The 14,358-nt window shown below is 60.0% G+C and carries 9 protein-coding genes; 1 reads left to right on the top strand and 8 read right to left on the bottom strand.

All coding sequences use genetic code 11. The features are described 5' to 3' along the window. Positions 1 to 5: 5 nt before the first annotated feature. The 7 genes from B9Q17_RS14840 to B9Q17_RS14810 form a co-directional block, all read right to left on the bottom strand. Positions 6 to 800 carry a ParA family protein gene (locus tag B9Q17_RS14840; protein ID WP_094625804.1) on the bottom strand — a complete coding sequence of 265 codons (795 nt, stop codon included), beginning with the start codon at positions 798 to 800 and terminating at the stop codon, positions 6 to 8. Between the two features lie 23 nt (positions 801 to 823). Next, positions 824 to 1,471 carry a 16S rRNA (guanine(527)-N(7))-methyltransferase RsmG gene (gene rsmG / locus B9Q17_RS14835; protein ID WP_094625803.1) on the bottom strand — a complete coding sequence of 216 codons (648 nt, stop codon included), beginning with the start codon at positions 1,469 to 1,471 and terminating at the stop codon, positions 824 to 826. 1 nt (position 1,472) lies between these two features. Continuing rightward, positions 1,473 to 3,359 carry a tRNA uridine-5-carboxymethylaminomethyl(34) synthesis enzyme MnmG gene (mnmG, locus tag B9Q17_RS14830; RefSeq protein WP_094625802.1) on the bottom strand — a complete coding sequence of 629 codons (1,887 nt, stop codon included), beginning with the start codon at positions 3,357 to 3,359 and terminating at the stop codon, positions 1,473 to 1,475. A gap of 338 nt (positions 3,360 to 3,697) precedes the next feature. Then, complete coding sequence (locus tag B9Q17_RS14825) at positions 3,698 to 4,993, bottom strand: MFS transporter (RefSeq protein ID WP_094625801.1); 1,296 nt, start codon at positions 4,991 to 4,993, stop codon at positions 3,698 to 3,700. Further along, on the bottom strand, positions 4,993 to 8,139 hold the full coding sequence (locus tag B9Q17_RS14820; RefSeq protein WP_094625800.1) for an efflux RND transporter permease subunit: 3,147 nt from the start codon (positions 8,137 to 8,139) through the stop codon (positions 4,993 to 4,995). Before B9Q17_RS14820 ends, B9Q17_RS14825 begins: the two co-directional genes overlap by 1 nt. A gap of 3 nt (positions 8,140 to 8,142) precedes the next feature. Further along, positions 8,143 to 9,237, bottom strand: a complete 1,095-nt coding sequence (locus B9Q17_RS14815; RefSeq protein ID WP_094625799.1) for an efflux RND transporter periplasmic adaptor subunit — start codon at positions 9,235 to 9,237, stop codon at positions 8,143 to 8,145. 30 nt (positions 9,238 to 9,267) lie between these two features. Then, complete coding sequence (locus B9Q17_RS14810; protein WP_036220016.1) at positions 9,268 to 9,837, bottom strand: DUF3833 domain-containing protein; 570 nt, start codon at positions 9,835 to 9,837, stop codon at positions 9,268 to 9,270. Positions 9,838 to 10,083: 246 nt separating this feature from the next. Between B9Q17_RS14810 and B9Q17_RS14805 the strand changes: the two genes are divergently transcribed. Beyond that, a complete protein-coding gene (locus B9Q17_RS14805; RefSeq protein WP_094625798.1) occupies positions 10,084 to 11,904 on the top strand; it encodes an acyl-CoA dehydrogenase C-terminal domain-containing protein in 1,821 nt (606 codons plus the stop codon). Positions 11,905 to 12,047: 143 nt separating this feature from the next. On the opposite strand, the gene B9Q17_RS14800 is transcribed toward B9Q17_RS14805, so the two are convergent. Further along, positions 12,048 to 14,240 (bottom strand): TonB-dependent receptor domain-containing protein, encoded by a 2,193-nt coding sequence (locus B9Q17_RS14800; protein WP_094625797.1) that lies wholly within the window; start codon positions 14,238 to 14,240, stop codon positions 12,048 to 12,050. Positions 14,241 to 14,358 lie beyond the last annotated feature (118 nt).

The raw sequence follows: 14,358 nt of genomic DNA, 5'->3' as shown, positions 1-14,358 counted from the left end.
CTATGTTACACCGCAACGGCGGCGGATGTCTTTTTTGAACCGTGCCGGCGCACCATCTCGCCCGCCAGGGCCAGGTAGGCCACCGCACCCTTCGAGGTTTTGTCATAGGCCAGTGCCGGCATACCGTAGCTGGGAGCCTCGGCCAGCCTAACGTTGCGGGGAATCACCGCCCGGTACACCTTGTCGCCGAAGTATTCGCTGAGCTGGCCGGAAACATCCAGGGTCAGGCTGTTGCGGGGGTCGTACATGGTACGCAGGATGCCTTCGATCTCCAGGTTCGGATTGACCGTTTCCTTGATCTGCTCGACGGTGTTCATGAGTGCCGCCAGGCCTTCCAGGGCGTAGTATTCACACTGCATCGGAATCAGTACGGAATCCGCCGCCGACAGGGAGTTTACGGTCAGCAGGTTCAGCGACGGCGGGCAGTCGATCAGGATGTAGTCGTAATTTTCCCGGACGCTGTTCAGCGCCAGCCGCAGCCGGTGCTCCCGGCCGATTTCGTTCATCAGTTCCACTTCGGCGGCCGTCAGGTCGCCATTGGCAGGCAGCAGGTCAAAGCCCGAGGCGTCGGTTTTCACGATGACTTCTGCCGGGCTGGCACGCTTGGTCAGCACATCGTAACCCGACAGTTCCAGGGCGTTTTTATCCACACCGCTACCCATGGTGGCGTTGCCCTGGGGGTCCATGTCTACCAAAAGCACCCGGCGCCTGGTAGCAGCCAGTGAGGCAGCAAGGTTCACGCAGGTGGTGGTTTTGCCCACACCGCCTTTCTGATTGGTCACTGCAATCACGCGCGCCATGCCTTGCCTCCTGCTGTTTCGGGTTACCGGGATTGGTCGGCCCGGGTGACGATCAGCAAATGCCGTTCGCCGTCTGCTCCGGGTACCTTCAGGGAATGGCTGGATTCTACCTGCCAGCCTTCCGGAAGGGCAGCCACTTCATCATCCGGATACAGACCTTTCATGGCAAGGAACTGGCCGTCATTCGCCAGCAAGCTGCCACACCAGGTAACCAGGTTTTCCAGCGCGGTAAAGGCGCGACTGCTGATCTGGCTGAAAGGTTGTTCCGGCTGGCAGTCTTCGGCCCGGCCGTGGATGACGTCAACGTTGGCCAGGCCCAGTTCCAGCACACACTGGTTGAGGAACCGGGTTTTCTTGCCATTGCTGTCGAGCAGGGTAAAGCGCTTGTCCGGAAATACGATGGCCAGGGGAATGCCGGGCAGGCCGCCGCCGGCGCCCACATCCAGCAGGTGGTCGGTGGTTACCCAGGGCATGATGCTGAGGCTGTCGAGCAGCTGGCGCGACACCATGACCCGTTCATCCCGGACCGCGGTCAGGTTATAGGCCTTGTTCCATTTGTTCAGCAGGGCCAGAAATGCCAGCAACTTGGCCTGCTGGCTGTCACTGAGGGCAATACCCATCTGTGCCAGCCCGTCCTGCAGCTGGCTTTGCCATAGCTGTGGATAACTCATCTCAGGCGCTCTGCTTTTTCAACAGGTCACGCTTTTTCAGGTGTACCAGAATCTGGCTGACCGCCGCCGGGGTCACTCCCTGGATGCGGGAGGCCTGGGCCACGGTTTCCGGGCGCACGTCCTTGAGCTTCTGCTTGATCTCGTTGGACAGGCCACCGATCACGTCGTAGTCCAGGTCCAGCGGCAGCGCGGTGTTCTCGTTCTTGCGCAGGCGCTCGATTTCGTCCGCCTGGCGGGAGATGTAACCTTCGTACTTGATCTCTATTTCCACCTGGTCGGCCACGTTCGGGTCTTCTGCCCGCCCGGCGCTGATCTCGGCAATATGGTCGTAGACAATTTCCGGCCGGCGCAGCAGCTCGGCCAGGGACTGGTCACGGGTCATCGGCTGTTTCAGGTAGCCATTGGCTCGCTCACCCGCTTCGGTGTTCGGATGGATACGGGTGCTTTCCAGCCGGCTGCGCTCCCTGGTAATGCCTTCGCACTTTTCACTGAACTTCTGCCAGCGCTCGTCGTCCACCAGGCCCAGCTTTCGGCCCGTTTCGGTCAGGCGCAGGTCGGCGTTGTCCTCCCGCAGGATCAGCCGGTATTCGGCACGGCTGGTGAACATGCGGTACGGCTCCTGGGTGCCCATGGTGATCAGGTCGTCCACCAATACGCCCAGATAGGCTTCGTCCCGACGCGGGTACCACTCGTCTTTGTCCTGGGCCCGCAGCGAGGCGTTGATACCCGCCAGCAAACCCTGGGCGCCGGCTTCTTCATAACCGGTGGTGCCGTTGATCTGGCCGGCAAAGTACAGGCCCTGGATAAACTTGGTTTCCAGGGTATGACGCAGGTCCTGCGGGTTCAGGTAGTCATACTCGATGGCGTAGCCCGGGCGCAGGATGTGGGCATTCTCGAAACCGGGAATCGAGCGCACCGCCTTGAGCTGGATATCAAACGGCAGGCTGGTGGAAATGCCGTTCGGGTACAGCTCGTTGGTGGTCAGGCCTTCGGGCTCCACAAAAATCTGGTGCGAGTCTTTATCGGCAAAACGGTTGACCTTGTCCTCGATGGACGGGCAATAGCGCGGGCCCACGCCTTCGATGTTACCGGCGAACATGGGCGAGCGGTCAAAACCACTGCGGATGATGTCGTGGGTTTCTTCGGTGGTGCGGGTCACGTAGCAGCAGATCTGCTCGGGGTGCTCGTCACGGCTGCCGATAAAGGACATCACCGGGGTCGGGTCGTCGCCCCACTGCTGCTGCATCGCGGAGAAATCCACGGTGCGGGCATCGATACGCGGCGGTGTACCGGTTTTCAGGCGGCCGACGTTGAACGGCAGTTCCCGCAGGCGCCTGGCCAGGGCATTGGCCGGCGCATCACCGGCACGGCCACCGGCATGGTTCTGCATGCCGATGTGGATAACGCCGCCAAGGAAGGTGCCGGTGGTCAGCACCACGGTCTTGGCGTTGAAACGGATGCCGGTCTGGGTGACCACGCCCACAACCTGGTCGTTTTCCACAACCAGGTCATCGGCCGCCTGCTGGAACAGGGTCAGGTTGGGCTGGTTTTCCAGCATGTGGCGAATGGCTGCCTTGTACAGAATCCGGTCAGCCTGGGCGCGGGTGGCGCGTACGGCCGGGCCCTTGCGGCTGTTGAGTACCCGGAACTGGATACCGGCCTGGTCTGTAGCCCGGGCCATGGCACCGCCGAGGGCGTCGATTTCCTTCACCAGGTGGCTCTTGCCGATGCCACCAATGGCCGGGTTGCAGGACATCTGCCCCAGGGTCTCAATGTTGTGGGTCAGCAGCAGGGTTTGCGAGCCCATGCGCGCAGCCGCCAACGCAGCTTCAGTGCCGGCATGGCCACCACCAATGACAATGACATCGAAACGGGTCGGAAACTCCACACTACACCTCGGAAATCGGGGAAAAAAACAGGGCGGCGAGTATAACGCCTCGCCCGGGAAATTACAGTCAGAATGTGCAAATTTTAACCAGAACTTCGGGTATCCGAAAGGCGATTAATCCGGGAGCTGTGTATAAACGGGGGCCGGCCAGGGGTTTCAGACTGGGTAAAAACCGAAACTTTCCGCTTTTCAGAAGCTTGTAGCCAGCAGTTCAGAAAAGTTTTCAAGAAAGTTATCCACATTTACAAAGGCTTCTCAGACCCGGTTTTACGACCATAACCTACTGTTATTATTGTATTTATAAAAAACGATTCAACGGTTATCCGTAGCTTTTCCCATTAATTATCCACAGGTTGGGCGGCACGGCGCCGGAGCCCCAGCACACTTACCCACACCAGCGCATTCACCAAGGATAAGATCAGGAAAAAGGTCGGGATTCCTAGGCCAAAGACCCCGAGCACCAGGATACCGGCAATGGCACTGGCCACCATGAACAGGGAATTGATCACATTCAGGGCAGCAATAATGCGGGCCCGCTTGTGATCCGGGGTTTCATACTGGATAAACGCATACAGCGGCACAATGAACAGGCCACCGCAGATGCCGATTCCCACCAGGTCCAGCAACACCCGGATATACACAGGCTCCGTCATCAGACTGAGCCAGGTGGACGGTTCCGGGTTGGCCGGTACCGCAAAGAACAGGTCAATGCCCAGCAAGGTCAGGCCCAGGGCGCCCCAGGGTACCGGCGCCAGGGTTATTCGATGCTTGGTCAGCCGTTCGCACAGCATGGAGCCTGCGGAGATACCCACAATGAACATGGCCAGCAGCAAGGTGACCACGGTTTCGTCACCCGCCAGCCAGGTTTTGGCAAAGTTGGGAAACTGGGTCAGGTACGCCGCGCCCAGGAACCAGAACCAGGAAATAGCCAGGATCGCCCCCAACACTTTGGGGCGTTCCCGGGCCACGGCCATCAGCCGCCAGGTTTCCAGCAAGGGCCGGAAACGCACCATCACTTCCGGTGCTTCATCCCGGGTATCCGGTACCTTGCGCGCCGCCAGGTAGCCCAGCACCGCCATCACCAGCACGGCCACAGCAGTAATACGGGCCGCCTGCTCCGCACCGGCGATAACACCGGCGGCAATAGTGCCCAGAAGAATGGCCACGAAGGTCCCCATGCTGACCAGGCCGTTGCCACCCACCAGTTCGTCGTTTGCCAGCACCCGGGGCAGGATGGAGTATTTCACCGGCCCGAAGAACGTGGACTGCGCGCCCATCAGGAACAACAACACCAGCAGCAGTTCGTACCAGCCAAACCACAAAGCCAGCGCGGCCAGGGACATGATGCCGATTTCCGCCGCCTTGACCCGGCGGATAATCCAGGCCTTTTCATAGCGGTCTGCCATCTGGCCGGCAATGCCGGAGAACAGGAAAAACGGCAGGATAAACAGGAAGGCGGCAATATTGACCACCACATTGACCGACAAGCCCATCAGGCCACCCGCCTGATAGGTGATCAGCAACAGCAGGGCATTCTTGTACAGGTTGTCGTTAAAGGCACCGGAAAACTGGGTCAGGTAGAACGGCAGAAACCGCCGCTGGCCCAGCAACCGGAACTGGCTGTGCACAGGCATCAGAACTCATCGGCCTTCTTTGCCGGGCTGCTTGCCAGGCCGGAGCCCCCGGACGGGCCGGCCGCCAGCCGGTCCAGCTCTTTTTCCACCGCGTTGGCAGACTTGGCGAACCGGGCCAGCAGGTTATACAGCACCGGGATAATAAACAGGGTCAGGGTGGTGGCGAAGATCAGCCCGCCCAGAATCACCATACCGATCGCCGCCCGGCTTTCCGCACCGGCCCCGGTGGCAATCACCAGGGGTACCGCACCGAACACGGTGGAGATGGTGGTCATCAGTACCGGGCGGAAGCGCAGCGTCGCGCCTTCCAGAATGGCATCCCGCACACTGTAACCTTTGTCCCGCAGCTGGTTGGCGAATTCCACGATCAGGATACCATTCTTGGCCATCAACCCCAGCAACATGATGATCCCGATCTGGCTGTAGATGTTCAGGCTGATGCCGGACCAGGCCAGGGCAATCAGCGCACCGGTAACCGCCAGGGGCACCGACAGCATGATGATCATCGGGTGAATCCAGCTTTCAAACTGGGCCGCCAGCACCAGGAACACAATCACAAAGGCCAGGGCAAAGGTGATAAAGATGGCCGCCGAGGAATCCTCGAATTCCCGGGACAAGCCCTTGTAACTCAGCCGGGCTTCCGGCGGCAAGTTATCCACAGCCAGGTTATTCAGGTAATTCAGGGCCGTACCCAGATCGTAGCCATCGGCCAGGGAAGCGCTGATCACCACCGCCGGCAGGCGGTCGATCCGGCGCAGATCCGGGTTAGCACCAATTTCCTCCACCGACACCAGGGCTTTCAGGGGGATCAGCTCCCCCCCTGCCCTAGGCCGCAGGAAAATCTGCTCCAGGTCATCCGGAGTGGCGCGGTTGGCATCCTCGGCCTGGATAATCACATCGTACTCCTGGCCCCGGTCCAGGTAGGTGGTCACCTGTCGGGACGCCAGCATGGTCTGCAGGGTGAGCCCGACATCCTGCACGGTAATATCCAGGTCGGCCGCCCTGTCGCGGTCGATGTTCACCCGGAGTTCCGGGCGGGTAAGTTCGAAATCGGTATCCACATTCAGCAGGTTCGGGTTTTCCCTGGCCCGCTCCATGATCTCTTCACTCCAGGCCTGGACCGATTCGTAGTCCGGGCCGGCAATCACAAATTCCACCGGCTGGCTGAAGCCCCGCTGGCCAAGGCCTGGCGGGTTGATGACGTTGATGCGGGCACCGGATATATCCGACAGCTTGTCACGGATATCCGTAGTCACCTGCTGTTGCTTGATATTCCGCTGCTCCCAGGGCACCAACCCCATGATCATGAAGGCGCTGTCTTCTTCATCCCGGAAACCGACAATGGAAAGTAACCGCTCGGCGGTGCCCTCCTCCAGGTAGGTCAGCAACCGCTGCTCGGCCTGCTGCACGAAGTGGTCGGTATATTCGACGGTGGAGCCCCGGGGCGCACTGGTGGGCATGATGATTACGCCACGGTCTTCAATGGGCGCCAGTTCCTGCGGCAAGCGGGGATAAATCACCGCCGCCACGATCAGCCCGGCAATCCCCAGGCCCAGCAACAGGCCGGGCTGGTTCAGGGAAAACTCCAGCAGGCGCTTGTAGCCGTTGGTCAGGCCATTGAGCACCTTCTCGCTGAAGGCCCAGAGCCGGTGGCCTTCCGCCGATTCCGGACTGTGGCGCAACCACTTGGAACACAGCATCGGGGCCAGGGTGAGCGCCACCAGGCTGGAGAAGATCACAGCCGCCGCCAGGGTAAACCCGAACTCGGCAAACAACCGGCCCACGTTACCGCCCATAAACGAGATGGGCACAAACACCGCCACCAGCGTCAGGGTAGTGGCAATGACCGCAAAGGCAACCTGCTTGGCACCACGATAGGCCGCCAGCAACGGTGGCTCGCCTTCATCAATCCGGCGCTGGATGTTCTCCAGCATCACGATGGCGTCATCCACCACCAGGCCGATGGCCAGGATTACCGCCAGCAGGGTCAGTACGTTGATGGAAAAGCCCAGAAAGCCCAGGCCGATAAAGGCACCGATGACCGCCACCGGAATGGTGACCGCCGGAATCAACGTGGCACGCCAGGACCGCAGGAACAGGAAAATCACCAGGATGACCAGCGATACCGAGATCGCCAGGGTCACCAGCACTTCCTTGATGGAAGCACGGATAAAGATAGATTCGTCGTAGCTTTCGCTAATCGACACTTCCGGTGGCAGGGTTTCACGGATCTTGTCCAGCTCGGCCCGCACGCCGTCAGACACCGCAACGGTATTGGCCTTGGACTGGCGGATAACCCCCATGCCAATGGCCGTGCGGCCGGCAGCCCGCAGGCGGCCGATATCCGATTCCACACCCATCTGCACGTTGGCTACTTCACCCAGTCGCAGCAGGTCGTTGCCATCCCGGCGTACGACCAGGTTACGGAATTCTTCCACTGTGGATAACCGGCCCTCGGCCCGCACGGTAAAGTTGCGGGTGGAGGAATCCACCGAACCGGCGGGTAATTCCACGTTGTTGGCCCGCAGAGCCTGTTCGACCTCCGCCACTGTGATATTGCGGGCCGCCAGCCGTTCCCGGTCAAGCCAGACCCGGATGGCATAGCGGCGTTCGCCACCGATGCGCACATCGGCCACACCATCGAGCACCGACAACCGGTCGCTCAGCACCCGGTCGGCAAAATCACTCAGTTCGGCGGCATCCCAGACTTCGCTGGTCAGAGTTATCCACATCATCGGCCGGGCATCGGAATCGGCCTTGCGAACCACCGGCGGATCGGCTTCGTCCGGCATCTGGTTCAACACCCGGGAGACGGCATCACGCACATCGTTGGCAGCAATGTCGATATCGCGGGAGGTGTTGAACTCGATGGTGGTGCGGGATTCGCCCTGCTCGGTGGAAGACTCAATAGAGCGGATACCTTCAATGCCACTGATGGCGCCTTCGATCACCTGGGTAATCTGGGTATCCACCACTTCGGCGGCGGCACCGGTGTAATCGGTGGACACCGAGACCACTGGCGGGTCGATATCCGGATACTCCCGAACCGGCAGGCCCATCAGGGCGGACAACCCGAACACAACAATCAGCAGGCTCAGAACCGTGGCGAAGACCGGGCGCTTGATGGAGACGTCTGACAGCACCATGGCTCAGGACCCCTGCACAGAGTCGAACCGGTTCTCCGGAATGGCAAGGCCTGACTCGATCACCCGAACCCGGTTGCCGGAACTCAGCCGGTCCTGGCCGGTAATAATCACCGCATCTTCCATGGTCAGGCCATCGGTGACTTCCACCCATCCAGGCAGGCGGCTGCCGGTTTTTACCGAAACCCGGCGGGCCTGGCCATCTTCGGCCACGAATACGTATTTCTGGTCGCCCCGCAGCATCACCGCCTGCTCCGGTACCACCAGGCCTTCCCGTTCCTGCAGGGTCAAAGAGGCGGACATAAACTGGCCCGGTCGCAAGCGGCCATCGGGGTTATCAATCAGGGCCCGCACCGCCAGGGTGCGGCTCAGCTCGCTGATGCGGGTAGCCAGCTCTACCAGCTCGCCTTCAAAGATTTCATCGGGGAATGCCGGAGAGGTGGCCCGCACCGGCTGGCCCAGCTGAACCTGTCCGACAAACCGCTCGGGCACTGCAAAGTTCAGTTCCAGCTGATCCGTGGAATCCAGGGTGGTGATCACGGTGCCGGCTTGCAGGTAGGCGCCCACACTGATGTCCGACAGCCCGACCACACCGGAGAACGGCGCTTCAATCCGGTGGTTCTGAAGCCGGACCCGGGCTGCTTCGCGCTGGGCAATGGCAACATCCACCGCAGTTCTCAGCTCGTCCACCTGGGACTGGGATACGCTGTTATTGGCCCGCAGGCTGCGGGCCCGGTCATATTGCCGGCGGGCGTCTGCCAGCTGGGCTTCAATTACGGCCAGGTCGGCTGTCGCCTGGCGATCATCCAGCCGCACCAGTACATCACCTTGCTGCACCTTGCGCCCGGTTTGCAGGTTGAGTTCCACTACCCGACCGCTGACTTCGGTGGTCAGGGCCACCGCATCCATGGCATTCAGGTTGGCAACGGCCGATACCTCATCCCGCACCCTGCGCATTTCCGGTGCCGAGATATTTACCGTGGATGCCGTGGGTTCGTCTTCGGCTTCCGCATCAGCCGGGTCTTCCAGGCTCAGATACACGCCGGCACCTGCCACCACAACTCCGACCAACACAAGCGCCACCAGCCATTGCTTCCACATGGGTATCTGTTACCTGTCCGTATTCTGTTATCAGGATTGCGGAGCCGGCCCCGCGCCTTTTTTCTGGATCACCAGTACCACTTCCCCGACGTCCACACCCCACTTGCTCATGGTGGTCTGGTTGATCAGGGTATCGGGGGTAACCAGATACATCCAGTCGTCCATTCTGACATCAATCGTGCCATCGCCGTATGACACCCGCAGAACATAGTTCATGTGGATGGCATTGCCCTGCCAGCGCATGGTGCCCGGTTCGACGACATCGCCAGCCTCGGCGTGGTAGCCCTGCTCCGATGGCGTCAGGGTCCAGACCCGGGTCTGCTCTTCGCCATCATCGAAACGGAACACTTCATCCAGGGTGCCCACCCCGTTGTCGTCCCAGCTGGCCACGATATCCGCATCGAAGGTGCGGATGACCTCGCCGGAGAAGTCCTTGACCACACCCCGGGCAGAAAGTTCGCCGGTAAAGAACTGGCTTGGCACCAGGTCTGGCCCGGTGCTCTGGTAATCATCCAGTGCGGGCCCGGCACAGCCTGCCAGCACCAGAGACATCAACAATATAAGACTCAACGGCCCCAGACCACTGGCCTTGGGTCGCATCCGGGAATTTTGCATGACTTTTACACTCCGGGTTAACGCCAGAACAGCCTGACAGTGCAGAGATCTACGGCCTGCTTGCCGTTTCCGATCAGAAAATCGCCACTGCGTCATTTCAGCCAATTGTCCATTCTGACAGCCATTCAGGCGCTTTCCGTCAATGGCAGCCCCACGGGAATCCCGTAAAACTGCACTCATCCGGGCTTTCGGGCCCGCACGAATCGGACTGAGATTAAACGAGGACCGGCTATGCCTGTGTATAAAGCGCCCCTGCGGGACATGAAATTCCTGCTGAGTGATGTATTCGACTACCCGACCCATTACCAGGGCCTGGCCTCCGGCGAAAACGCCACTCCGGACATTGTAGATGCAATCCTTACCGAGTGTGGCCGCTTCTGTGAAGAAGTGCTGAGCCCCCTGTACCAGAGCGGCGACGAAGAAGGCTGCAAGCTGGAAAATGGCGAAGTAATCACCCCCAAGGGCTACAAAGAAGCCTACCAGCAGTATGTGATGGGTGGCTGGCAGGGCTTGTCTGCCCCCGAAGAGTTTGGTGGCCAGGGCCTGCCCGCTTCCATGGGCCTGTTCAAGCAGGAAATGATGGGCACGGCCAACTGGTCGTTCTCCATGTACCCGGGGTTGTCGCTGGGTGCCATGAACACCATCTTCCTGCACGGTACGGACGAGCAGAAACAAACCTACCTGGTGCCCCTCACCGAAGGCCGCTGGGGTGGCACCATGTGCCTGACCGAACCCCAGTGCGGTACCGACCTGGGCCAGGTGAAAACCAGGGCCGAACCCCAGGGCGATGGCAGCTACAAACTGACCGGCACCAAGATCTTTATCTCCTCCGGCGAGCATGACCTGACCGAGAACATTGTCCACATTGTCCTGGCCCGCCTGCCGGATGCCCCGAAAGGCACCAAGGGCATCAGCCTGTTCATTGTGCCCAAGTTCATGCCGGCCGCCGATGGCGGTGTGGGCGAGCGCAACGGCGTAAGCTGCGGCAGCCTGGAAAAGAAAATGGGCATCAAGGCGTCCGCTACTTGCTTAATGAACTTTGACGGCGCCACCGGTTACCTGATCGGCCCGGAAAACCAGGGCCTGGAGTGCATGTTCACCTTTATGAACACCGCCCGGATTGGTACCGCCATTCAGGGCGTGGGGCCGGCCGAGCTGTCTTACCAGTGGGCGCTGGACTATGCCAAAGAACGCCGCTCCATGCGCGCGCTGTCTGGCAAGAAAGAGCCGGACCAGGTGGCCGACAGCCTGATTCACCACGCCGATGTTCGGCGCATGCTGCTGACCCAGAAAGCCATCGCCGAAGGTGGCCGGGCCATGCTCTATTACGCGGCCCGGGTAGCCGACCACATGGTTGAAGCCCATACCGCAGGTGATACTGAAAAAGCCGAGAAGTACGACGACAAACTGGGCTTCCTGACCCCGATCCTGAAAGGTTTTCTGACCGAACTGGGTTGTGAAGCGGCCAACCTGGGGATGCAGGTGTTCGGCGGCCACGGTTACATCCGCGAACACGGTATGGAACAGATCGCCCGCGATACCCGTATTGCCACCCTGTACGAAGGCACCACCGGTATCCAGGCCCTGGACCTGCTGGGCCGTAAGGTATTACTGATGACCCAGGGTGGCGCGGTGCGCGAGTTCACCTTCAAGGTGGCCAACTTTGCCCGCAAACACCTGACCGACAAACGCCTGCGCCCGATGGCCGTGGAGCTGCTGAAACTCACCGCCCAGTGGAACGTGCTGACGGTACGGGTGATGCTGGCGGCCCGCAAAGACCGGGATGTGGTCAGCGCCGCAGCCTACGACTTCCTGATGTACAGCGGCTACGTGAGCATGGCCTACATGTGGCTGCGCCAGTCCGCCGTGGCTGTGGATAAACTGGATAATGGCGGTGATGAGTCTGAATCCTTCTACCAGACCAAGCTCAACACCGCCGAGTTCTACTACGAGCGCTTGCTGCCCCGGGCCCAGACTCATGCCACCAGCATGCTCAGCCCGACCCGCAGCCTGATGCAGATTGAAGCCGAGAACATGGCCTTTACCGGGTAACCTCGGTAACTTCCGGTCCCGGGTTTTCCGGGACTTTTTTCTTCCGGACCCGGGGCCTTGAAATCCCGGTTCCACAAAAAAGGGGAAGCACCTGGCTTCCCTTTTTACGTTGTCGGATTTTATTAACAGAAGCTGTGGATAACTCAGAAATCCACCGTGGCAGACAGCCACAGGCGGCGGCCCTCTTCCACCGTACCCCCGCTGGCCATGCCTCGGAACACGTAGATGTAATCGGATGCCCAGTCGGTTACCTGGTCACCGTCCGCGTTGATATAGCTGTAATTGCTGCCCTCGAGGAAGTCCTTGTCAAACAGGTTGTAGATGGTCGCCGTCAGTCGAACCTTGTCGCTGGCCTGGTAAGAGCCACCCAGATGGAACAGCGCATAATCGCTCAGCTCTCCCACCTGTTGGTCAATGGCCTGCTCTTCCGTACTCAGGTTTTCCCGGGTCTTCAGGTCGCGGGTGCGCTCGCCCCGGTATTCGCCTGACAGCCACAACCCCAGTTTGGCTGTTGCCTGCCAGTTAAGCCGGGCGTGCAGCACATGTTCGGGTGTGTTGGTCAGCTTTTCACCCTTGTTGTCACCGCTTTTCTGCTCAGAATCGGTATACGTGTAGTTGCCGCGAAGGCTCCAGTCCGGGGCAAACTGCCAGCTGGAGGCCAGCTCGATACCCCGGGTTTCCGCCTTGCCGATGTTATCCAGCTGATCGTAGGTGCCATCGGGAATCCGGGGATCACCGCTGATGGTCACCTCTGAGCCATCATCAATCTTGTCCTCAAAGCGTGTGAAGAACACGGTGGCATTAGCCTTGAAGCCCTCAAGGTTGTCAAAGTAGGCGCCGGCTTCGTAGTTAGTGCTCTTCTCCGGCTCCAGGTCCGGAGTACCGATGGTGATATCTTCACCCTGTCCTGTGACACCGTTGATGCCATCGTGGAGATCGTTGATGTCCGGCGTACGATACCCCTGACTGACCCCGCCCTTGAAGGTCCAGGACGGTGTGCTGTTCCACACCAGGTAGGCTCGTGGCGTAAAGTGGCCGGAGAAGGCATCGTGGTCTTCATAGCGACCGCCCAGCGTCAGCGCCAGGTCGTCTCTCAGATACCACTCGTCTTCGGCAAAAACCGCCCAGGAATTCTGCTCAAAGGTCGTGTCGGCAATGCCGTCGGTCAGTTCGGTGTCCCGGTACTGAGCCCCGAAGGTGGCGATATGGTTATCGGTTAGCGGAGCGACCAGCTTGGTGTCAAAGACGGTGTCTTTGGATTCCAGTTCCCGCTCGGCACCACCCACCAGGTTCTGGTAAGGGGCGTCGTAAGCAGCACCGATAGTCCCCGGCAGGGTCCGGCCTTCAGTTTCGGTCACGTTGTAGGTCAGGTCATTGCTCCAGGTGCCAAAGCCAAGCTGGCTTGAGTGACCCAGCGCCACCTGATCCCGGTTGAAACGCAGTTCATCGGAATAGCCGTTCGCCACACCAGGGTCGTCTCCACAACTGCGGTCCCGGCCATCCAGCGTACCAAGCTGACAGGACTCGTTGTTGTAAACCTGACGGCCCTGCTCCACATCCAGATAGAACTCGTGGCCGGCGGCCGGCACCAGGGTCAGGCGGGCACCCAGGGTATGATTGCGGCCATCCACCGGTGCAACACCGCGCTTGGGTGCCTCGCTACCGTCTTCAAAGTCCAGGTCGGCCGCTTCCCGGTCGAGCACGCTGCCCCGTAAGGCCAGCCCCAATACGTTCTCGATCAACGGACCGCTGGTGTAGAAACTGGTCTTGCCGGTATCACCATAGTCCCGGTTTTCCTGGAAGGTATGCTCCAGGGTGACCGAGCCTGTCCACTCATCCGAGACTTTCTTGGTGATGATGTTGACCACACCGCCGATGGCATCGGAACCATAGAGAGTAGACATGGGGCCACGAATGACTTCGATACGCTCAATGGCGGAAAGGGGCGGAATGAAACTGGTGGAGGTGTCGCCGAATCCGTTCGGGGTAACGTCACCCGGTGGGTTCTGGCGACGGCCATCAATAAGGATCAGGGTGTATTCACTGGGCAGGCCCCGAATGCTGACGTTCAGGCCGCCGGTTTTGCCGGTGCTCTGGCGGACGTCCACACCCTCTACCGTTTCGAGCGCTTCCCCCAGGTTGGAAAACTGACTCTGCTGCAGGCTTTGCTGATTGATCACACTGATGCTCGCCGGTGCATCGGTAACCTTCTGCTCAAAACCGGCGGCGGAGACCACCAGCTCGTCCATTTGCACCGGCTGCGCAGTGGCCTGCAGTGAATAAGCGGCAGAGATTACCGCAACCGAGGTCGCCAGCAATGAAGACCTGAACACCATGTGTCGCTCCCAAAAATTAAGTAATGAATTTCAGGAGCGAATGATATTTGTTATCAATTGAGAATTACAGCAAGTTAACTGGAACAATGTGTGCCAAAAACTGGAACAGTTACACCAT

Source organism: Marinobacter vinifirmus (assembly GCF_002258215.1).
Taxonomy (GTDB): domain Bacteria; phylum Pseudomonadota; class Gammaproteobacteria; order Pseudomonadales; family Oleiphilaceae; genus Marinobacter; species Marinobacter vinifirmus.
The sequence above is the reverse complement of the archived record's forward strand: the minus strand, read 5'-3'. Positions and strand labels throughout refer to the sequence as shown.

Bases quoted from the DNA above. Each gene is read 5' to 3' on its own strand.
- rsmG (WP_094625803.1), bottom strand. From the start codon at position 1,471: ATGAGTTATCCACAGCTATGGCAAAGCCAGCTGCAGGACGGGCTGGCA.
- B9Q17_RS14805 (WP_094625798.1), top strand. From the start codon at position 10,084: ATGCCTGTGTATAAAGCGCCCCTGCGGGACATGAAATTCCTGCTGAGT.
- B9Q17_RS14810 (WP_036220016.1), bottom strand. From the start codon at position 9,837: ATGCGACCCAAGGCCAGTGGTCTGGGGCCGTTGAGTCTTATATTGTTG.
- B9Q17_RS14825 (WP_094625801.1), bottom strand. From the start codon at position 4,993: ATGCCTGTGCACAGCCAGTTCCGGTTGCTGGGCCAGCGGCGGTTTCTG.
- B9Q17_RS14815 (WP_094625799.1), bottom strand. From the start codon at position 9,237: ATGTGGAAGCAATGGCTGGTGGCGCTTGTGTTGGTCGGAGTTGTGGTG.
- B9Q17_RS14840 (WP_094625804.1), bottom strand. From the start codon at position 800: ATGGCGCGCGTGATTGCAGTGACCAATCAGAAAGGCGGTGTGGGCAAA.
- B9Q17_RS14820 (WP_094625800.1), bottom strand. From the start codon at position 8,139: ATGGTGCTGTCAGACGTCTCCATCAAGCGCCCGGTCTTCGCCACGGTT.
- B9Q17_RS14800 (WP_094625797.1), bottom strand. From the start codon at position 14,240: ATGGTGTTCAGGTCTTCATTGCTGGCGACCTCGGTTGCGGTAATCTCT.